The 20,789-nt window shown below is 35.6% G+C and carries 20 protein-coding genes; 18 read left to right on the forward strand and 2 right to left on the reverse strand.

All coding sequences use genetic code 11. The features are described from left to right. The first annotated feature begins 12 nt into the window (after positions 1-12). The 11 genes from SPK86_RS06275 to SPK86_RS06325 all read left to right on the forward strand — a co-directional run bounded on the left by SPK86_RS06275 (position 13) and on the right by SPK86_RS06325 (position 10,859). Positions 13-3,402: a phage tail tape measure protein gene (locus SPK86_RS06275; RefSeq protein WP_330948900.1), complete on the forward strand. Its 3,390-nt coding sequence runs from the start codon at positions 13-15 to the stop codon at positions 3,400-3,402. Positions 3,403-3,404: 2 nt separating this feature from the next. After that, positions 3,405-4,073 carry a distal tail protein Dit gene (locus tag SPK86_RS06280; protein ID WP_330948901.1) on the forward strand — a complete coding sequence of 223 codons (669 nt, stop codon included), beginning with the start codon at positions 3,405-3,407 and terminating at the stop codon, positions 4,071-4,073. 91 nt (positions 4,074-4,164) lie between these two features. Continuing rightward, entirely contained in the window at positions 4,165-4,617 is a 453-nt protein-coding gene (locus SPK86_RS06285) for a hypothetical protein (RefSeq protein ID WP_330948902.1), read from the forward strand. Then, on the forward strand, positions 4,604-5,062 hold the full coding sequence (locus SPK86_RS06290) for a hypothetical protein (protein ID WP_330948903.1): 459 nt from the start codon (positions 4,604-4,606) through the stop codon (positions 5,060-5,062). Before SPK86_RS06285 ends, SPK86_RS06290 begins: the two co-directional genes overlap by 14 nt. A 51-nt stretch (positions 5,063-5,113) precedes the next feature. Beyond that, positions 5,114-8,101 (forward strand): phage tail spike protein, encoded by a 2,988-nt coding sequence (locus SPK86_RS06295; RefSeq protein WP_330948904.1) that lies wholly within the window; start codon positions 5,114-5,116, stop codon positions 8,099-8,101. Continuing rightward, positions 8,098-8,523 carry a DUF1617 family protein gene (locus SPK86_RS06300; protein ID WP_330948905.1) on the forward strand — a complete coding sequence of 142 codons (426 nt, stop codon included), beginning with the start codon at positions 8,098-8,100 and terminating at the stop codon, positions 8,521-8,523. Before SPK86_RS06295 ends, SPK86_RS06300 begins: the two co-directional genes overlap by 4 nt. Further along, positions 8,520-8,741 carry a hypothetical protein gene (locus SPK86_RS06305; protein WP_330948906.1) on the forward strand — a complete coding sequence of 74 codons (222 nt, stop codon included), beginning with the start codon at positions 8,520-8,522 and terminating at the stop codon, positions 8,739-8,741. The genes SPK86_RS06300 and SPK86_RS06305 overlap by 4 nt, the downstream gene beginning before the upstream one ends. A 68-nt stretch (positions 8,742-8,809) precedes the next feature. Further along, positions 8,810-9,325, forward strand: coding sequence for a hypothetical protein (locus SPK86_RS06310; protein ID WP_330948907.1), 516 nt, complete (start codon positions 8,810-8,812; stop codon positions 9,323-9,325). Positions 9,326-9,399: 74 nt separating this feature from the next. Next, the gene (locus SPK86_RS06315) at positions 9,400-9,630 is read left to right on the forward strand and encodes a BhlA/UviB family holin-like peptide (protein WP_443089762.1); all 231 of its coding nucleotides are present in this window, start codon (positions 9,400-9,402) and stop codon (positions 9,628-9,630) included. A gap of 33 nt (positions 9,631-9,663) precedes the next feature. After that, positions 9,664-9,918 carry a holin gene (locus SPK86_RS06320; protein ID WP_330948908.1) on the forward strand — a complete coding sequence of 85 codons (255 nt, stop codon included), beginning with the start codon at positions 9,664-9,666 and terminating at the stop codon, positions 9,916-9,918. After that, a complete protein-coding gene (locus tag SPK86_RS06325; protein ID WP_330948909.1) occupies positions 9,918-10,859 on the forward strand; it encodes a peptidoglycan recognition protein family protein in 942 nt (313 codons plus the stop codon). The genes SPK86_RS06320 and SPK86_RS06325 overlap by 1 nt, the downstream gene beginning before the upstream one ends. Positions 10,860-10,948: 89 nt before the next feature. On the opposite strand, the gene SPK86_RS06330 is transcribed toward SPK86_RS06325, so the two are convergent. Together SPK86_RS06330 and SPK86_RS06335 are read right to left on the reverse strand one after the other, a co-directional pair. Then, a complete protein-coding gene (locus SPK86_RS06330) occupies positions 10,949-11,803 on the reverse strand; it encodes a DNA adenine methylase (RefSeq protein ID WP_330948910.1) in 855 nt (284 codons plus the stop codon). A gap of 57 nt (positions 11,804-11,860) precedes the next feature. Beyond that, on the reverse strand, positions 11,861-13,510 hold the full coding sequence (locus tag SPK86_RS06335) for an AAA family ATPase (RefSeq protein WP_330948911.1): 1,650 nt from the start codon (positions 13,508-13,510) through the stop codon (positions 11,861-11,863). Positions 13,511-13,951: 441 nt separating this feature from the next. On the opposite strand from SPK86_RS06335, the gene SPK86_RS06340 reads away from it, so the two are divergent. From SPK86_RS06340 to kynU, 7 genes are all read left to right on the forward strand, one after another. Beyond that, positions 13,952-14,137, forward strand: coding sequence for a YolD-like family protein (locus tag SPK86_RS06340; protein WP_330948912.1), 186 nt, complete (start codon positions 13,952-13,954; stop codon positions 14,135-14,137). 511 nt (positions 14,138-14,648) lie between these two features. Next, positions 14,649-14,849, forward strand: coding sequence for a hypothetical protein (locus SPK86_RS06345; protein ID WP_284141134.1), 201 nt, complete (start codon positions 14,649-14,651; stop codon positions 14,847-14,849). 406 nt (positions 14,850-15,255) lie between these two features. Beyond that, a complete protein-coding gene (locus SPK86_RS06350) occupies positions 15,256-15,507 on the forward strand; it encodes a hypothetical protein (protein ID WP_284141135.1) in 252 nt (83 codons plus the stop codon). A gap of 396 nt (positions 15,508-15,903) precedes the next feature. Next, a complete protein-coding gene (locus tag SPK86_RS06355; protein WP_330948913.1) occupies positions 15,904-16,791 on the forward strand; it encodes a tetratricopeptide repeat protein in 888 nt (295 codons plus the stop codon). A gap of 283 nt (positions 16,792-17,074) precedes the next feature. Beyond that, the gene (locus SPK86_RS06360) at positions 17,075-17,278 is read left to right on the forward strand and encodes an SHOCT domain-containing protein (protein ID WP_284141137.1); all 204 of its coding nucleotides are present in this window, start codon (positions 17,075-17,077) and stop codon (positions 17,276-17,278) included. Positions 17,279-17,301: 23 nt separating this feature from the next. After that, positions 17,302-19,332 carry a heavy metal translocating P-type ATPase gene (locus tag SPK86_RS06365; protein ID WP_330948914.1) on the forward strand — a complete coding sequence of 677 codons (2,031 nt, stop codon included), beginning with the start codon at positions 17,302-17,304 and terminating at the stop codon, positions 19,330-19,332. 131 nt (positions 19,333-19,463) lie between these two features. Then, a complete protein-coding gene (gene kynU, locus SPK86_RS06370) occupies positions 19,464-20,747 on the forward strand; it encodes a kynureninase (RefSeq protein ID WP_330948915.1) in 1,284 nt (427 codons plus the stop codon). The last annotated feature ends 42 nt before the right edge of the window (positions 20,748-20,789 follow it).

Here is a 20,789-nt window from a genome sequence, read left to right on the forward strand (position 1 = left end):
AGGAGGTAACCAATGGAAAGAATAGAAGGTCTGTCGATCGGTCTTGATTTAGAGACAATGAAGGTAGACAGTGGCTTGAAAGATTTAAAGTCAAAGTTAACTCTGGTTAACAGTGAAATGAAAGCCAATATGTCTGCCTTTGATCGCGGTGATAAATCAGTAGGGAAATATGAGACTCGATTAAAAGGCCTAAACAAAAAGCTTGAAGTACAAAAAGCTGTCACCGAAAATGCTAGAAAAACCTATGACAAGATGGTTGAGGCGCACGGGGAAGGCTCTAAGGAAGCTGAAAAGGCAGCAACTGAATACAACAAGCAAGCTGCAGCTTTGAATAATTTAGATCGTTATATTGAAGGTACCAAAAATGAACTCGCTAAATTAAAAGAAGAACAACGGATTGCCAACTCTAATTGGACAAAGATGGGCACTGTCCTCGATAATACTGGCTCCAAGATGAAAGCTTTTGGTACAGGCATGGATAACACCGGAAGACAGTTAACACAAAAAGTCACCTTACCATTAACTTTGTTAGGTGGAGCAGCTGTAAAAACTGGCATTGACTTTGAATCGGGCATGTCTAAAGTAGGTGCAGTTTCCGGAGCAAGTGCTAAGCAAATGAAAGTGCTTGAAGCTAAAGCGCGTGAAATGGGAGCATCGACTGTATTCAGTGCAAAAGAAGCTTCTGATGCATTCTATTATATGTCATTAGCTGGTTGGAAAGCTGAAGATATGGTAGATGGAATCGGCGGTACGATGGATTTAGCTGCGGCATCCGGTGAAGATTTAGCAAGTGTTTCTGATATTTTAACAGATGGACTTACTGCGTTTGGATTAGCCGCCAAAGACAGTGGTCGAATGGCCGATGTGTTAGCTGCGGCATCAAGTAATGCAAACACAGATGTACGTGGTTTAGGTGCAGCATTTAAATATGCAGCTCCAGTTGCTGGTGCGTTAGGTTATACCATTGAAGATACGTCAAAGGCTATTGGATTAATGGCTAACGCTGGTATAAAAGGCGAAAAAGCTGGTACAGCTTTACGTACTATGATGACCAACTTATCCAAGCCTACTAAATCTATGAATAAGGAAATGAAGAAGTATGGCATTGCCCTAACGGATTCCAAAGGTAACATGAAAGCATTTGACAGTGTAATGCTGGACTTACGTAAAAATCTAGGAAAATTAGATAAGCAACAACAAGCTTCAGCTGCGGCCACAATATTCGGTAAAGAAGCCATGTCTGGTGCTTTGGCTATTATAAACGCATCTGAAAAGGATTACAAAAAGCTGACCAAAGCTATTAAAGATAGCGAAGGCGTAGCCGGCGATATGGCAGATACGATGCAGGATAATTTAGCTGGTAGTTTAAAAGAGTTACGATCCAAAATGGAAGATTTATTTATAACCGGCTATAAAAATTTAAGACCAACACTAGATAATTTAATTGAAGGTGCTAAGGATTTAACTGATTGGTTTGCTAAACTCAGTCCAAAAACACAAGAGAATATTGTTAAGTTTGGATTATTAGCTGCAGCTGCAGGCCCCGTTTTAAGCTTGACCGGAAAGCTAACATTTGGAATTGGCGGTTTAATGCAGGGCATGGGTGCGCTATCCAAAACTATCGGAGTTGCTAGTGGAAAAGGATTGCTAGGTCGTATTGGATTAATGGGAGTGTCATCGGGTCCCGTTGGCATCGCCATTGGCACAGTCGCTACATTAGGCGCTGGAATCTACGCATTAAGTAAAGCTACTGGCGATAGTGTGGTTGAGGTACAAAAAGGCATTGAAAAACGCCGAGAAGAAATTGATTCGCTCGACAAAACCATTGAAGCGTATGAGAAATTAAGGAATAAAAACGAACTCACTAAAGATGAAATGCTACGCTACATGGATGTGCTGGCTGAGTTAAAAGAAGCAAAGTCAGACGAAGCTATCAAAAACTTAACAACAGAACAAGAAGACCTCTTGAAAAAGTCTGGATTGACGAATAAAGAAATGGAAAAGTTTTTAGAACTCAACGATTATATAATCGAGAAGTCACCTAACGTGGTCAAAGCTGTATCTGAACAAGGAAAAGCATACGCAGACCAATTAGACGAATTAAAAGAACTGAATCGATTAGAAAGAGAACGTTTAACAGATGAAACTTACCAAGCTATCACCGAAGAACTAAAAGAGCAAAAAGAGAACCTAGCAGAACAAAAAGAATTACAGTCAGAATTAGACACGCTCGAAAAGAACAGAACAAAAGAAATCGAAAAGAAGCTAGGTTTCCACGATCGAATTAGAGAAATCGATTTAGAAGTCGCTGACCTGCAAACCAATAAAATCGGAGCAACATCTGAAGAATTAGAAATCATCAAAGAAAAAGAAGATTTTCTTCGAATTGAACGGCAAGGCTTAAAAAACGTTATTGAGGACAAAGACATCATCATCGCAAAAACGGAAAAGGAGATTAAGGAGAAACAAAAATCTCTTGAAGAAACCAACAAAGAGCTTGAAGCGTTTGATGATTTGTTAGCAGACTATGCACAAATGATTTTGTATGAACAAGGCATCGTTTCTGAAAAAGGAAAAGCAAACGAAGCTATTTTGGCAGAACAGAAAAACATCGATACAGCTAAAAAGAAACTACAAGAAATGAAAGAAGCGGGAAAAGGAAACACCACGGAGTACCAGGAGCAAAACGATAAGATAAGAGAACAACAGAGAAAGTTAGATCAAGCAAGAGAAAAGTTAGAAGAAATGAATAAGGTTGCGGGAAAAACAGTTTATAAAGACTTACGTTTACGAACATCCCCAACCATAGACGAACTAGAAAGGCGCATTGCAACTGACGTAACAAAGCGTGTTAAGTTGCATCGTGGCGGTCAAATGCTCGCGTACGCTGAGGGCACACCGCCATCTGGTCATCCAGGGGGTAATGCTGTTCTAGGTGATGGGAAAGGGTTAAATGCTGGTAGAGAGTTAGTAAAGCTTCCTGGCGGAAAGATGTTTTTAAGCTCTGACAAGCCAACTTTATATCCGAATTTGCCAAGAGGAACACAGGTTGTTCCTGCTAAGACAACCAAACAACTGTTAAAGCCTAAAAGGTATTATGCAAATGGAACTCGCAACTGGCAAAGCCTTTTTAACTTAGAGAATGCTAATGGATTTATGAAGTTGTTGGCATTGTTGGCAAAGGGTTTGAGTGGAACAAACGTAAATAAAAAAGATGCAGGACCCAAAGAAGATAAATATGGTAAAGAGTTACTGGAAGCCGTCTTACAACAGAATCAAATATTGATGCAGATATTGCAAAAAGAATTTAAAGCTGAAGTTGCTTTTGAATCGGTTTATCAACCTATAAAGCAACGATTCCAAGAAGATCAATATAGTCAATTCAAACAAAGGAGGCGGTAAGAATGATTTTTAATGGAATACAAAAAGATTATATTACCGTCTTACGAGGTAGGACAAGACCAGCTTGGACATCTAAGGGTGAATTAAAGTTTGTTAAAGTTCCAGTATTAATAAAACATGACGGTTTTACTGATTTACAGAGAAAAAAGGAAGATATGGCTGGTTGGTTAATTCATGAAGAATACAAGAAGTTAGAATTCCATGATGAGCCTAATCGACTTTATTTAGCAAAAGTTGAAAGCGAGATGAGGCTTGAAGAGTATTCATATTGGGCTGAAGGTGAAATAGAGTTTATTTGTAAAGAAAAGTACAGTAAAGAGAAATATCTTTTAGTTAATTTAACATCTACCAATATAATCGGTGGCTATCGAAGCACTAATTGGAAAACCAAAACAACATTCGCAACGAACCAAAGTGGATACGAAATTATTTTTAAGTCTCCTGGTAAAACAGAACTGCATGATATAGGAAAGATTAAACTTAATTATAATTTTATTGCAGGAGACGTACTTCAAATTGACTATTCCAAAAGAAAAGTAACTGTAAATGGAAGCGACATTACGAATGCAGTGGTGATATTACAGAGTAATTTTATGAAGCTACCAATTGGCCAGGTGGAATTTTCAGCGAATCATAATACGGAATTTTATTATAATGAGAGATTTTACTAATTAGAAGATTACTTGATTGCTAACTACCAAAATAATCCATAGTATGATATATTTAGACATATAACTTCTTCTTTATAGAAGGTGGGTAGTCATGAAAACAGTCAAAATAATTATCTTTTTTATAGGGATTTTCTTAATAAATTATGTTGGTGGTGTTCCCCATGATGCCCGCAACTTATTTATAACTCACACAATTTTTGTAGCTCCTTATTTAGTAGATTTTCATCGGTTGTTATCTGTAAAAACTTTTTTAAAATTTTTCATAATTCCAGTGTTTATAGCAGGAATTATTGTTCTAATGTTGAATATATTAGGTGTAGCAGGTATTCTTATAGTTAATCATGAAGAAGTCGTTACTTTTTCATCTAATTACATTCCTGTATTCTCATTAGAATTTGAAGTGAGTAATTATCTGAAGATGGTCTCAATAGTTTATGCTATGGTGTTTACGGGAACAATAACTATGATGCATAACTTAAATGAATCATATCAGATTGAGAAAAAACAATCGGGAAAGGAGTTGGCTAAAAGTGTTCATACTTGAGAATGTATTCATTGCATTGGTTGTCGCAGTATTGTTTTTCATATTGTTTACATTCGCGAACATCTTAGTTTATACTAGAGACTTTCTTACCGGTGTATTCTTAACAATAATTTTCTTTGATCTTTTCCTCAGAATGCCGTTTAAAGCCGTGAATAGAATATATGGGGAGAAAGAAAAGATAATTAGAAAGTTAAAAAAATCACAATTATCTATTCAAGAACAAGAATTAATTATTAAAAATGTTCAGAGTAGACCTAAATTGTTTTTTATGTTGTATAGATTGGGAGAACTATCTTACTCAGAGTTAATGATGAACCTTAAAAAATGGTATACTAAAAAGCCATTTAGGATACGTATTAAAGTGGTTCACATGAATAGAAAACGTTTCGAAGATAAATATTTTCATGATTTACAAAAAGAATTATCGACTTTAGAGTCAACATAAAGCATCCTTTCGAGGATGCTTTTTCTTTGCTATGAAAAGTGGTGATAAACTGTGCTGTATATTTTTGATAAAGACGATAACTTTATAACAATATTATCGAAAGAAACTGGACTCGTAAGTACGTGGTTTAAAGATTATGAAAACCATATACCCGAAGAGTCCTTTGTTTTTAATGTGAAAAAAAATAGTCCTCTACTAAAACATATTGCTGAAGAAAACCAAGTAGCATTTCACGACCGCGACAACAAATTGCGTTTAATGCGCATTAAAGGTTTGCGTGAGGTCAGCTCGTCTAGAGGAGGATTTGTTAGCTACAATATCCAAGCAATATGTGAACCATCCTTTTTGGAATTATACGATCACTTGATAGAGGATAGACGATTCATAAACAAGTTGGCGCAGAACGCATTAGATGGTGTATTGTTAGGCACTCGCTATGTAGGAGAGGTTACTGTTGATTTAGGTTTAGCAACAGCTAACTTTTATTGGATTAATGGAATTGAGTCCTTGTGGGAAATCATTAATACCTGGGGTGGATCAATCAAAGATACGATTACACTTAATGAAAACAATGAAATCATAGAACGTAAGATTTGGATTGTGCAGCGTTTAGGAACAGACAATGGATTGATTGTTGAACCGGATTACAACGCTGAACAAATTGAAAGAAAAACACTATCTTATATCAAAACAGCTCTGTGGGCACAAGGTGCATCTCTCGAAACTGATAATGGTGGCTATACCAGGTACATTACCTTTGAAAATGTTGTTTGGTCAAAAGCGAATGGTGACCCAGTAGATAAACCTAAAGGACAAAAATGGGTAGGAGATCCAGAAGCTTTACAGCAATATGGTTATTTGCATAATGGTGTCAGGAAGCATCGGTTTGGCCATTTTAGTAATCAAGATTATGACACACCAGAAGATTTGCTGTGGGCTACGTGGCAAGCATTGCAAGAACAGAAATTAAAAGAGATTATGCACGAAGCTACGATAATAGAAACGGACAAGAAAGTTAGTCTTGGTGATACTGTAACAATATTGGACAGAAGCTATAACAAGCCAATTGAACTGCAATCTCAAATTACAGGTTTAGAATATGACATATTGCAAATTAAAGAAGTTAAACTTATTGTAGGTAAATTTGTAAATATGACAGATCCGTTGCTAAAAGAAGTCGAGGATATAAAAGAAACGGTTAAGAAACCAAGACCAACTAAGCCAATTGACAATGGCAGTTATCCGGATATTAAACCGGGCACACCTGTTAATGTATCAGCATCCGGGTCATTTCAAGCTGTACAATTACATTGGGATTACGATAGTAAAGTTTATATCAGCCATTACGAAGTGTATGGCTCACAAATTATGGGCTTTGTCCCCGATAGCAAACATTTGTTATACCGTGGTCGAGCAAGCGGTTTTGATCACAAAGTAAATACCGATGAGGTTTGGTATTACAAAATTAGATCTGTAAACACTCGAGGAACACCAGGAGATTTTAGCGTACAGGTCAGTGCATCGACTGTGCGCATAATTACTGATGATATATTATTCGGGAGTATAACTAAAGAACTCATTGCAGACTTAGCGGTTGATGCTGAAAAATTAGCAGATGGTTCAGTTACTGTCACTAAGATTGCTAACTTAGCTGTAGGTAATGCTGCTATACAAAATCTTGCAGTAAGTCGAGCAAAGATAGGAACAGCAGCAGTCGGCACTTTGCAAATTGAAGATGGTTCTATTACAAACGCAAAAGTCCATGATTTATCAGCTGACAAGATTAATGCTGGAGTTATAAGAGGTATTGATATATATGGTAGTAAGTTTCGATCATCTGCTGGTACAGACTGGATGGAGATTATTGGTGGCAACATTAAATTAACTAAGAGTAATGCCCAGTACGTCAATATCAGTCCAGATGGGATTTATGGATATAACGGTAGTGGTTCCGTTAGATTTCGAGCAGATGAATTATTAGTTACATCTGCAGCACTAGGAACGACATATTCAAATGCATATGTTGCACCTGCAGATGGGTATGAAGTAAGGATTGTAAGAGTCAATGAAGTACCTTCAGATGGGGCCCCTGGAAGCTATGTTTATAGACCAATTCGTGCATTAGGTTTAAGGTTTGGTCCCAATGCTAATGGGTATATTGGCACGGATGGCGAAGTACGGATTACATCATTAGGATTTGCGGAAAGTGGGTCGGTTATCTTTAGACCATTAAGAGCTGCGAATATTTACGGCACAGCTTTTACAACAACTACTACAAGCTTATGGATGGGAACAGACAGCGTGATGCATGTCGTGAATAAAGGCTATGTAGAAGGTACCACAGGAAATCCAATATATCGAGATATCTATGCTGCTCAAATTCGAGGTTATTCTTTTGTTACTCAATCAGCAAATGCATACATCGGTTGCGATGGTGAGTTGAGAGTTGTAAATAAAGGGCTGTCTGATATCTATCGCGATGTAAGATTACAAACTCTACACGCACAGGGGTCTGTTATTGCAAATGGAAATTATACTGCAGGTAATAACGGTGTTTTTATGTCGAATGGTGGGTATGTGGTGGTTAGAGCAGCAGCAGGAATCGTCTATCTGCAGACAGATTATCATGTAAGAGCAACTAAGCCTGGTCAAGCAAGTACGTTTGTGGAAATAAGAGCTGATAAATTTACTGCTCAGTCTACTATCGACAGTAAACAAGACATTACAAAATGGACAGGATCAGCTTTAGATATTATTAATAACTCGGTAATTTACCAGTACCGAAAAATAACGGACGTAGAGAGTGGCATCACAAAGTTACGATACGGGTATGTAATCGGAGCTGGATATCAAACGCCATACGAAGTGTTAAATCACGATCAAACTGGTGTTGATCAGTATCAGATGAATAGTCTGAATACAAAAGCGATTCAGGAGTTGTCGGAGTTAGTCAATATAAATGTTGACGATATCAATTGGCTCAAAATGGAGAATCAACTACTTAAAGCTAGAGTAGACAAATTAGAAGGAGTGGCATGATGCAAATTAAAATTGAAAATAAGATGTTAACGCAGGTTATTAATTTTTTGTATGACTTAAAGCTAAAAGCAAAACCATCCAGGCATCGAACAAAGTTTATTAAAATGTTATCTAATCGGCTGCAAGAATTCGCTGAACAAGAACAAGAGTTACTGAAGGAACATTGCCATTTAGATGCTGAAGGTAACCCTTTAAAAACAACTGATGGCAAAGGATATCAACTAAAAAATGTTGAGGGCTTTAAAAATGATCGCATTGAACTGTTTGATGAATACATGGTCATTGAGGGTGCAGACAATGAACGGATGTTGAAAGTTGTAAAGCGCGTGCTTGAAGAATGCGACAAAGAACTTAGTGGTGAAGATGCAGCCGCTTATGATTATCTACTAGATCAATTTGAAAAGGAGGATGAACAGGAATGATTATCCAAATTTCAGGAGTAAACGTTAACTATGCAGAAGGCAAGATGAGTGGTGTCCACGTTAATTTTAGTGGGCATGATGAGCAACGATCAATACATTTAAGTGGCTATGTGCCTCTGACTGCAAAAGAATACCAAGACAACGAGAGCATGGATGCGTTACAGGTAGTGGTTAGGAAAAAACTCAATGAAAAGCTTGACCTTGCAAACGTCAAATAAGGCGTTGTTTTTTATTTGCAGGACTTTCTTTCTCCTTGTCGAATTTAGTAATTGAGGAGGAGAAAAAAATGTTAGAAAGTCGCATTGAAGAACTTGAAAGTAAATATGAAAATTTATACGAAATGTTAAGTCTTATAGATGAGTATTCAAGACATTTTATGGGGCAAACTTTAGCTCAACTCGGACTTGTAATTACAATAGCTACAGGTTTAATTATTGGGGCGGGTTATTTTATGATTAAATCTATAATTAATAATAAGATAGATAAAGAAATAAAAAATAAAATTACCGAACTTTTACAAGAAACCCCTCCAGTATATTATGCACGTGGAAAAGAAAAAGTTGATGGAAATAACAAAGTTTATCTAAGTAACGATATAAAAGGCATAGAGGATTTGGACCCTAGTACAGTGATGATTATAGATGCAAAACCCGAGGTAGCTACCTTTGATCAAGTGGGAAATAATATTAATCCTAAACTAAAAATAAATGAAAGTGGAATTAGAGAAATCGAAGTAGAAAACTATTCTGAAGTAAACGGTGAAATGACTTGGTCTATTGCTTGGATTAGGAAAAGATATTAATAGATAGAAATAAATAATAATTTACACTCACTTATAGTGCTTTTTGCTTTTAAAAAGAGAACAGGGGGTCGAACATGGAGGGAATGGCTATTGAAAATATATTGCAATATTTTTTAACACAAGGACCATTTGCGGTCCTTTTTGTTTGGTTGTTTTACTCGAGTAGAAAAGAAGCAGCAGATAGAGAGAAGAAGCTGTATAAGACAATTGACGATCAGAATGAAATATTGAAAGGGTTTAGTAGTAAGTACGATATCGTAATTACAAAATTAGATGATATAGAAGATCGGTTACCACCTAGGTAATGGGTCTTTATTAATTAAAAGGAGGAGTTAATTATGATGGAAATATTAACAATTGCAACGGTGATCGCACCAGTTACAGTTGGGGGAGTCGAAGCAGTAAAAAGAGCAACAAATGTTAATAAGAGGTACTTACCATTAGTAGCAGTAGCTGTTGGCATCGGATTAGGTGCTGTAGCTTTTTTTGTTGATGCTGCTATCGGCGAACGTGTTTGGGCAGGAGGTATTAGTGGGTTGGCATCTGTTGGTTTGTTTGAGTTAGGTAAAAATAGTAAAGGAGATGCTAAGTAATGGTGAATATTATTCAGAAGTTTATTCCTGAAAGCCAAACGAATCAGCGACCAGGCGGGAAAATGAATCCCGAATACATCACTGTGCATAATACAGCTAACACCAATAAAGGTGCAGATGCTGAAATGCACAGTCGTTATTTGTTAAATGGTGCAGGCGGACGTACTGTTGGGTGGCATTTTACTGTAGACGATAAAGAGGTCTATCAACACTTACCTCTCAATGAGCATGGTTGGCATGCAGGGGACGGAGGAAACGGTACAGGGAATCGTAAATCAATTGGAATTGAAATTTGTGAGAATGAAGATGGCGACTTTGGAAAAGCAGTATCTAATGCTGTGTGGCTTATTCAACAGCTAATGAATGAACATACCATTAGCATTGAGAAAGTCGTAACGCATAAGCATTGGTCTGGAAAGAACTGCCCTAGACGTTTGCTTGATCAATGGACAGGGTTTAAGAAGCGACTTGATAATAGTAAAGAAAACACCTATGTTCCACCTAAACAAGAAGTTAAGTCAGATAAGGTAACTACCTACAAAGGAGACTCCATAGTCGATTACCTTAATAGCATTGGAAAAAACTCAAGCTTTAAGGCACGTAAAAAATATGCTGCTGATTATGGTATCAAAAATTATAAAGGTACAGCTGCACAGAATATCGAGTTGCTTAATAAAATGCGTAAAGGAAAACCAGCAAGCAAGCCTAAACCGACTTATATTGGTAAACGTGTAGAATCAATTCATAACGGTCAATTACGCTTTTACAATAAAGCCAGTTGGTCTGATGCTCACGTTGCTGGTTATCTTAAAAAGGGGTATGGTTTTCCGACTATTGTTTCCAAAGTTAAGGTTGGAAAGGGTTATCAATATAAAGTTAAAAACAGTAAAGGTGCTACTTATTACGTGACAGCAAGTAGTAAGTATATAAAAGTTGAATAGTAAAACAAAAGGAATATTAATGACTATTAGAATATAGTAATTATCTAATGGAAGATAAAAAAGGCTCTCACATTATCACGTGAGAGCTACTAAACAATATTTAAATAATTTTCCAAAGTTCCTTTGTTCAATTTTCGAGAAAAAAATATGAACTCTTGCCCTTTTGTTGGTTTTGCAATAGAATAATTTAAATAATATTTGTTGTATTCATACTGATGGTATAATTTTTCAATCTCTTCTGCAATATCATATGTTAATATCCAGTATCGATTTTTCATTTGCTGTTTAATAACTTTTGATAATTTTACATGATCTTCATGTGAATAAAAATTTGTATATAGATCTGGACCTTTATGGTAATATGGAGGGTCAAAAAAAGTTAATGATTTCCTAGTATGCCTGATTTCATAATCTATGAAATCTATTGCATCCATATTTGTAACTTTAATTCTCTTGGAAAAGGAAGAAATTAACCTGATTCTATTAATAATTTCTTGTTTATTAAATCTGCAATCCATTTTGTAATGCCCATTTTGATTTTTGCCACCAATTACCCCTGCTTTTATTATACCAGATCGATTAGTTCTATTAAGGAATAAAGTGGAAAATGCAAGCGATACATCGTCTGCCTTACTAGTGTTAAGTTGAATTTCCTTTTGTTTGTACCATTCATCCATAGTAATATCAGTATTGGTAATTCTGTTTATTAATTCTTCCGGGTTATTGACTAGTACTTTCCAAAATACATAAACGCTTCTATCAAAATCATTTATTATAATATTTTTAACGTCGTTATTAATTAATAATCTTAATGCTACAGCTGAACCTCCCGCAAAAGGTTCAATATAGGTGCTAATATCATTTATATCAACTAAATGCTTTATATAGCTATAGGTTTTATTCTTTCCGCCAGGGTATCTTAAAGGAGAATAGATACTGGTCAAAATAATCCCCCCTTTTTAAACAGTATAAACTAAAATAATATACTTGGCCAGCTATTTTTATTTATTATAATTTATTAATGGATAACCATTCACATTGAATATTTTATTTAGTTTTTTTACTAACTCATCTACAAATTCCTCTCTCCCCTCAACATCCTTTGAGAATGCATTAAATACTTTCTTAACTATGTCATCATTATCTTTAACCCATTTCTTGAAATGTTTGACCTCTATATTTTTAATATCATCTTCACTTCGAATATTAATATTAGATTGTATTAGTGAATTAATAATTGATTCTCTTGGCTGCTTTAATTTCTTAGTAAAGATTTGATCATCTACTTCTTTTAACCATAAATAACGAACTAATAACTTTTCTATAGGAAGCTTTAGAGCTTTATTAGGTAATTGAATAAACTTATCTTTTTTTATTATTTTACTTATTGCAGCGTCAGGAACATCGGCATCTAGAATAATAATGGCATCTGACAAAACACTACTTGCATTATTAGATAGTTTTATAAGAAACATAAAAGGAAAACCCTCAGATTGATCATGAGCAATAAAATTAATTCTTCGAATAATGTCTTGTTTAGAAACCATGTACCTTATAAATCTTTCTGCTAATTTGTCCTCACATATTATGTCAATTTTAGGCAACTCATTCTTACCTGTATATTCAAATGTTAATTCTTTATAAATACTTTCATATGCTGGGTTGTACAGAACATCTATATTACTTGAATATAATGTTGATAAATAATATGTGGTTATTAATTTACCTTTTTTAGCCATATCCGAAGCGTTCTTAATAACAGAGAGAGAATGGCTATTTAGTAAAATTTGAACTCTATATTTCCCAGACCATTTATAAAGAAAATTAAATAGATTGATTTGAGCTACTGGATGTAAACTGGCTTCTACTTCATCGATGCATAATATACCGTTATAAGTACTAGATTTATTTTCTTTTGCTATTCTCATGAATGCTATTAAACTATGTACTATTCTACCTAGATTATCTTCACCAGAAGATATTGATTCGTAATTATATGTACTATTTGTTGGACCAAAAGTTTGCTTCAATGTCTTATCCCTTATAGTTTCCATCTGTTTGTATGATTGTTTTAATAAAATAGCATTATAGAATCGTGAAATAAATACTTTTTCATCTTCACTCAAATATATCGGATCTGGAGAAGCGTTTGATGATTGAATAGAATACAATCGATTTAAGTTCAAATAACTAGTATTATATATTAAATTACCATCGTACTTAGAATTTCCTCCAGTCACAATCCTAATGTTGGGATTATCTTTACTTCTTGGCTTAGTATAGACAGGGATCCTATAATCAAACCCATCAATATCTTCTATAAACACATCATACTCGTATTTTTCTTTATCGTATTCCGGAGATAGTTTGAAAATACTGCTAAATTGCGTTTTTAAAGGGTTATTGTAAAGATCCACAACATCTGAATTAAACGGCTGAACAAATAGACCAATTAAAGTGGATTTCATAGTACCATTATGTCCAGAAAATAGAGTAACTCTATCAGATAATGTGAAAAGTTTATCTTGCATATTTCTAAATTTATTAACTCTTATGCCTTTAATCTTACTGACTATTATTTGCTTATTGGAAATCTTGTTTTCTTTAGGGGTTAAGATTTTATCTAAGGCAATATCGGGTATGTTTGTCATGTTTATTACACCTCACATTTTAGATACTACTTTACAGCATTCGACAACAAGGGCTATTTTCCTGCTAATACATTCTTAAAAAATTATTAACTTTTATTTTGGTTGATATAACTAAGTTACTAATCGTACTCAACTCTTTCCATTGCAGCGTTATGCGTCACAATTATACTTTTTATTGTTCTCATGATTCTTTGTCTCTGCTCTTTATGAGTTTAACTAAGAAATCACTCTCCTTTTCATATAATTGATTTTGTTCCTTCATATTCATTGACTTTTATCTTTTATCTAATATTTCGACATAATTATATCTAATCCTTCTTTATGTTATAAATTTTGACAGACTATGATCATTAGTTTTGAGATAAACTAGGAACAAGCGTTCTTGAAAAAGGGGTGTTAATAGTTATTAACGAATGAGATATGATCAAATAGACATCAATCATGTTGCCAGAGCATGTGCAAGCATTAAATAAATTGTTTGAGGAACAAGACCATAAACAAAAGCCGATATTAGATGATCAGCAGTTTATCGAGATTGACGCTAAGTTAAGGCAAGCTAAAAAAAATAACATAACTGTGGAGATTGAATACTTTGCCGACCACGATTATCACAGAGTAAAAAAGTAAATTACTTACAATCGATGCGCTGCATAAGTACGTGAGGGTAGATGATGGGTACTTAACAGAGATTGCTTTTAAGGATATATTGGGAGTGTCAATAATTTAGAAAAGAGACGGGAAGTTAATCCGCCTCTTTATACTTACAACTATTATTTCTGCTTCCGTGATACAATTATGATACTATTTCGATAAAATTATTGTTTTAGTGGTTTTTTTATAAGCTGCTAAAAAGCCTAATGTATCAAGTCTTTTGTCGTATTTTTAAAACTAAACAAAATTTTATTCAGAGTATCCCACCGTCTCCACCAATACATACTACTGTAAATTGGTGCGAACGAAAAATAATGCGTTTTAGATTTATATAAGAAGATTAGAAGTCATTCTCTATTAAAAGAGGATGATTTTTTTATTGTTATAATTTCTTGAAAATAACAAGAGCGGTAACCTAAACAAAGAATCGTTTAAAAAAGAGGATTTTATCCTTTCCTGTCGAACATTGAATTTTGGAGGTGATTATTTGACGTTTACTAGAGTGGTATATGCAGAAAACACGTATGACCTTGAAGAAGAATTAAATAAGGTTATTGTTAACGAAACTCAAAATGCAAAAGTTACTTTAAAAGACATTAAGTTCAACTCCGTTTTTCAAGGGGGCGCTTTTGGATCAGAAAAAGTATTACATACTGCTATATTAATTTTTACAAAGACAGAAAATTAGTTAATCCAGAGAGTAAACAACCTAGTATAAAAATTCTACTGGGTTGTTTTTATACTGAAAAAAGTAAACGAAAGAAGCGTTAACGACTAGAAGGGAAGTACCATTATGCTGATAAGGAGAATCCTAATAAGTGTAAATTCGAAACTATATTTTTAGCGTAAGAAAAGATGGGAAATTTAACGAGCTGCAATAAAATCTTGCACTTTATCTTGCTTTAATTTTAAAATTCCAAACGAATGACTTGAGGGTTGAAAACATAATACAAATTATGGTAAAACATGATATGCTTAGTTTACTTGCTTTTACGATGATTTTTTTAATCATTATACAAGTATCCGAATAGAAGAGCACTAAAAAAGTTTTACCTTGGGAAATTATTAGTTAAACCATTTTGGGGGGGAAGACATTGAAGAGAACGGATTTTTTAGGTGCTGTGTTTTTGATTTCAGGGGTATTTTTGTACGGAATCATACATCTTGCTATTGCTAATTATGTGCCTAGTATAGGTGGATGGAGTGAACCACCAGGGAAATTTAAGCAAGTTCGTGATGATATTATGGTCAATATTCCATATTTTTTAAGCATTGCTTTTATACTAATAGGTTTAGTATTACTGTTTTTAAAAGAAATCAAAAATTTAATTGCTCGTTTAGATTAGAGAAGATGTTTTTTCGTAAAAGCAATTTCTTTACTTTTTACATTAAATAATTGTGGGTAGTTTCTTTGAAACGGATTTAATACAGTTTGATCTTCATGTCTAGCTTTGACGGCCGTCTACTAATAGTAGATGGTCTTTTTGTGATGTTACAAATAAAGCTAGTCTTACTTAATAAATGAGAATGTAACTATTATTCAACTTTTATTATAAAGAAGTAAATAGTAGATTTAAGTTATTAATAATTCAATAGAATAGGTCGATATACTTAATAGAATACACAGGAATTTTTACCTACATTCGTGTTTAAGAAAAAAGGCTTCAATACATAATTCTAATTACTGATTGATAATTATAAGGAAAATGGATTCTTGATTGGGACAAAGGGGGAGCTCGTCAATGGTACTCAAAGGGATAGAAAATGATTCTGAAATGATCCAGCATTATCTAGATATTGGGAAATATGAGACTGTTGCTTCTTTATTAGATAAAGTGTTTGAAGACGACCCTGATAATGCTACAGCGCTTTTTCAAATGGGAATCGTGGAAATGTCTCGAAGGAATTATTTAGAAGCAAGAGGATATTGTCGGGAAGCATTACATTTAGGATATGATGAATCCAAAGCAATGCACCTTATCGGTTTCAGTTACCATAGGGAAGGAAAACTTGAAGAAGCAGAAGAAGCTTTTTTGAGAGCGCTTCAATTAACTCCGAGAGATAGTGAATTAATTACGTCCTATGGAGCATTGATGCTACAAACAGGACAAGAAGAAAAGGCACTTGCAGCATTAGAGCGAGCGAGAGAGATTAATCCATCAAACATTCGTGTAAACCAGTTTCTCTGTGAATTTTATGTTGCAATCTATGATGCAACAGTTCAACAAGTACACATAAATAATGTGATGGAATCAGCTGAAGAAGAAGTTCAGAGCTTGGTCTATACGGGGATGTTCCATGCACTAAAAGGCGAGGTGAAAAAAACAAGGCAATGTTATCAGCAAGCTTTATTACTTCAACAAGAAGATGCAAATATTCTTGCCTTATTAGCGTGCCATGATTCATTGACCCACCCTTTATTTGCTCCTTTTCGGCTAGTGGATAAAATCGGACGACGATCAATCGTTTTTATAGGTGCGATGGTTTTGGTCATGCTTTTGGCAGTGCTTCAATTATTTGTCCCAGCAATGATAGTTTTTTTTACAGCCTTGTTATTTGTTATCTATTCTTGGATAGTACCAATCCTTTATAAAACAAGGATGCGAAAAGCCCTGGAATCGAATGCTTAAAAACTGAATATAAAATGCTACCTTATCTTTGAAAACGAATGGTCACGCGGTAAGTGATCATTCGTTTTTTACTTGTTGTCTAGAGGATAATTCTTTATAGAATAATAGTCGTGTCTAGCTCCAACGCCAAAAATCATTGTCTCTTTTTAAAACATCACTTCCCGTACGGTTCTCTGCATAGAAACTGGATATTTGATGGGTAAACTAAAATTAAAAGCTAGAACCTTCAAATGGTGTGTGAAGTTTTTCTATTATGGGTATTAATTAAAAGGAGTGATAGTAAATGATGCATGGATTTGGTGGTATTGGTTTTACATGGTTTTTCTTAATTATTGTCATTATCCTTGGACTAGTATGGATAATGAAGGATAAGTCATCCGCACAGTCTGAGAATAGTGCATTAGACATTGCCAAGAACCGGTTAGCAAGAGGGGAAATAACGATGGATGAATTTGAAGCGATAAAGGAAAAATTAAAGGAAAAATAAAAAAGATGCTAGGAGGGGATAAAATGAGTAATCATGAACAAAAGCATTCACATGATACTCAAAAGCATGATTCTGAAGAAGCACAGCATTCTAATGGACATGGGCATGGGGGGCACCATGCCCATATGGTCGCAGACTTTAAAAAGCGCTTCTTTATTTCGCTTGTAATTACGATTCCGATATTAATTCTTTCTCCAATGATTCAAAGCTTTATAGGGGTTGATTGGCGCTTTTCCTATGATCAATATATCTTGTTTATTCTTGCATCATTCGTATTTTTCTATGGCGGTTGGCCATTTCTAACAGGCGCGGTTGATGAACTCAAGCAAAAAAGTCCAGGTATGATGACGCTAATAGGGATTGCTATATTCGTTGCATATTCGTATAGTTCTTTAACAGTATTTGGCTGGGAAGGAAAAGATTTTTTCTGGGAGCTTGCTACATTAGTTGACATCATGCTGCTCGGTCATTGGATCGAGATGCGCTCTATTATGGGTGCATCTAATGCATTAGAGGAACTTGTTAAATTAATGCCAAGTGATGCACACAGGATTGATGATAATGAAAAGGTAGAAGATGTTCCAGTGAGTAAATTACAGCACCATGATCGAGTGCTCGTAAAGCCTGGCGAAAAGATTCCTGTCGATGGAACCATTGTCAAAGGTGCATCAGCAATCGATGAAGCGATGCTTACTGGTGAATCGGTACCAGTTGAGAAAAAACAAGGTGATACGGTTATTGGCGGTTCGATAAATAAAGAGGGATCGCTCGTTATTCATGTTGAAAAGATAGGGGAAGATTCCTATTTATCTCAAGTGATTACACTTGTAAAAGAGGCACAAGCTTCTAAATCAAAAACAGAGGATTTAACGAATCGAGCGGCCAAATGGTTGTTCTATATTGCACTTGGTTCGGGTGTTATCACATTTTCTATTTGGTTTATGCTTGGCTATTCATTTGATGTTGCTTTAGAACGTATGGTTACGGTAATGGTAATCACTTGTCCACATGCGCTTGGTCTGGCAGCTCCACTTGTGATAGCTGTTTCCACGTCTATATCTGCTAAAAAAGGGTTACTTATTCGAAACCGTGCAAACTTTGAAGGCGCGCGAAATTTAAATGCCGTTGTATTTGATAAAACGGGAACATTAACACAAGGTGCATTTGGTGTAACAGACGTGATTACAGTACATGATTATGAGGAAGCAGATGTACTGCAATGGGCTGCGAGTCTTGAACAAAACTCAGAGCACCCAATTGCAACAGGCATTGTAAAAGCAGCACAAGACAAGGAAAAAGAGCTTCAAGAGCTATCCGATTTTAAATCTATTACTGGAAAAGGGATTTCTGGTAACGTTTCAGGAAAACAAGTACATGTCGTTAGTCCAGGTTATTTGCAGGCGGAACAAATCAGCTATGACAAAGAACAATATCAAGCGCTATCAGAACAGGGGAAGACAGTTGTATTTGTCTTAGTTGAATCGCAATTAATTGGTATGATCGCTTTGGCAGATATGGTGCGTGATACCGCTAAAGAAGCGATTGGAAAGTTGAATGAAGAAGGTATTCATTCTGTTATGCTTACTGGAGATAATAAGAACGTTGCCAATTGGGTAAGTAAGCAGGTTGGAATTGATGAAGTATATGCAGAAGTGCTGCCTGATGATAAGGCAAATCAAATTAAAAAGATTAAAGATAAGGGTTGGAAGGTTGCAATGACTGGAGATGGAGTAAATGATGCACCCGCCCTTGCGACTGCTGACTTAGGAATTGCAATTGGAGCAGGAACAGATGTTGCAATGGAGACAGCAGATGTTGTGCTAGTGAAAAGTAATCCAATGGATGTTGTTTCTTTACTCGATCTATCAACGAAAACATATCGGAAAATGGTGCAGAATTTATGGTGGGCAGCAGGTTATAATATTGTTGCTATTCCACTTGCGGCAGGTGTTTTAGCACCATTAGGAATTGTATTAAGCCCTGCTGTAGGAGCAGTTCTCATGAGTTTAAGTACTGTAATTGTTGCGATTAATGCAAAATTGTTAAAGGCGTAGGGTATTAGGAAGAATCGGTTGATTAGTCAACCGATTTTTTTCGTTCTGGATAATTTCTGCCCACATTGACAACGAAAGAAAAGGTTCGATATATTGTTATTATACAGAAAATTCAGTAGGGGGGGTCTTGGATGACGGTGCATAATAACTATACACAGGCATATGCCCAACAATTGGATAAGGAAGATGAACTGGCATTTTTTCAAGCTGCGTTTTATAAACAAGCGGATGCGATATATTTTGATGGCAATTCATTAGGATTACTCTCGAAACGTGCAGAAAAGTCGTTACTCGAAATATTAGCATCTTGGAAGGAACACGGAATTGATGGCTGGATGAAAGGAAAAGAACCGTGGTTCTACTATGCAGAGAAGCTCGGTGAAATGAGTGCGCCGCTTCTTGGCGCTAAGGCAGATGAAGTCATTGTAACAGGCTCTGCAACGGCTAACTTGCATCAGCTTGTCGCGACATTTTTTAAACCGACAGGGAATAAAAATAAAATAGTAGCAGATGAACTAAACTTCCCAACAGATATCTATGCGTTAAAAAGCCAGCTTCAGCTTCATGGGTTGTCACCTGAGGAACATTTAGTGCAAGTGAAGAGCAATGATGGAAGGCTGCTTAATGAGGATAATATTATCGAGGCGATGCAGGAGGATATTGCGTTAATTCTCCTTCCAAGTGTGCTTTATCGAAGTGGTCAGCTATTAGACATCGAACGATTGACTAGCGAAGCACATGAGCGGGATATTGTTATTGGATTTGATTTATGTCACTCCATCGGAGCCATTCCTCATCAGCTCCATGATTGGGGTGTTGATTTTGCCTGTTGGTGTAATTATAAGCATTTGAATGGAGGTCCTGGAGCTGTCGGTGGCATGTATGTAAATGAACGCCATTTTTCCAAACAGCCAGGCTTAGCAGGCTGGTTTGGTTCGAGAAAGGATAAGCAATTTGATATGGAGCATCGGTTTACTCCTGCAGCCCATGCTGGAGCATTTCAGATGGGCACGCCCCATCTATTAAGTGCAGCTCCTTTATTAGGGTCACTTCAACTATTCCACGAAGCAGGATTAGAAAAGGTAAGAAGAAAATCATTAAAGATGACAGACTATATGATGCAATTAATCGAGCATGAGCTAGCTCCATTTCATTTTCAAATAGCAAATCCGAGGGAAGATTTTAAAAGAGGCGGGCATGTGTATATCGAGCATGAGGATGCAGCCCGTATATGTAAAGCATTAAAGGATTCACACGTTGTCCCTGATTTTCGTTCTCCAAATGGGATAAGACTTGCTCCTGTTGCGCTTTATAATTCTTTTGAAGAAATATGGCGGGCAGTGCAGATTTTAAAAAAGATCATGGAGGAAAAACGATACTTACAGTATGAAAATAAACGAGATGTGATTGCATAGGCTTAAAGGCTGGCAAGGATAAATGAATCGAGGAGTTGATGA

It is taken from the genome of Virgibacillus sp. MG-45, assembly GCF_036409425.1.
Classification (GTDB): Bacteria; Bacillota; Bacilli; order Bacillales; family Amphibacillaceae; genus LDC-1.

What these genes read in the sequence shown, in the direction of transcription:
- SPK86_RS06360 (WP_284141137.1), top strand. Translation starts at nt 17,075, where the DNA reads ATGATGCATGGATTTGGTGGTATTGGTTTTACATGGTTTTTCTTAATT.
- SPK86_RS06355 (WP_330948913.1), top strand. Translation starts at nt 15,904, where the DNA reads ATGGTACTCAAAGGGATAGAAAATGATTCTGAAATGATCCAGCATTAT.
- SPK86_RS06320 (WP_330948908.1), top strand. Translation starts at nt 9,664, where the DNA reads ATGATGGAAATATTAACAATTGCAACGGTGATCGCACCAGTTACAGTT.
- SPK86_RS06365 (WP_330948914.1), top strand. Translation starts at nt 17,302, where the DNA reads ATGAGTAATCATGAACAAAAGCATTCACATGATACTCAAAAGCATGAT.
- SPK86_RS06325 (WP_330948909.1), top strand. Translation starts at nt 9,918, where the DNA reads ATGGTGAATATTATTCAGAAGTTTATTCCTGAAAGCCAAACGAATCAG.
- SPK86_RS06335 (WP_330948911.1), bottom strand. Translation starts at nt 13,510, where the DNA reads ATGACAAACATACCCGATATTGCCTTAGATAAAATCTTAACCCCTAAA.
- SPK86_RS06285 (WP_330948902.1), top strand. Translation starts at nt 4,165, where the DNA reads ATGAAAACAGTCAAAATAATTATCTTTTTTATAGGGATTTTCTTAATA.
- SPK86_RS06300 (WP_330948905.1), top strand. Translation starts at nt 8,098, where the DNA reads ATGATGCAAATTAAAATTGAAAATAAGATGTTAACGCAGGTTATTAAT.
- SPK86_RS06310 (WP_330948907.1), top strand. Translation starts at nt 8,810, where the DNA reads ATGTTAGAAAGTCGCATTGAAGAACTTGAAAGTAAATATGAAAATTTA.
- SPK86_RS06305 (WP_330948906.1), top strand. Translation starts at nt 8,520, where the DNA reads ATGATTATCCAAATTTCAGGAGTAAACGTTAACTATGCAGAAGGCAAG.
- SPK86_RS06340 (WP_330948912.1), top strand. Translation starts at nt 13,952, where the DNA reads ATGTTGCCAGAGCATGTGCAAGCATTAAATAAATTGTTTGAGGAACAA.
- SPK86_RS06275 (WP_330948900.1), top strand. Translation starts at nt 13, where the DNA reads ATGGAAAGAATAGAAGGTCTGTCGATCGGTCTTGATTTAGAGACAATG.
- SPK86_RS06280 (WP_330948901.1), top strand. Translation starts at nt 3,405, where the DNA reads ATGATTTTTAATGGAATACAAAAAGATTATATTACCGTCTTACGAGGT.
- kynU (WP_330948915.1), top strand. Translation starts at nt 19,464, where the DNA reads ATGACGGTGCATAATAACTATACACAGGCATATGCCCAACAATTGGAT.
- SPK86_RS06315 (WP_443089762.1), top strand. Translation starts at nt 9,400, where the DNA reads ATGGAGGGAATGGCTATTGAAAATATATTGCAATATTTTTTAACACAA.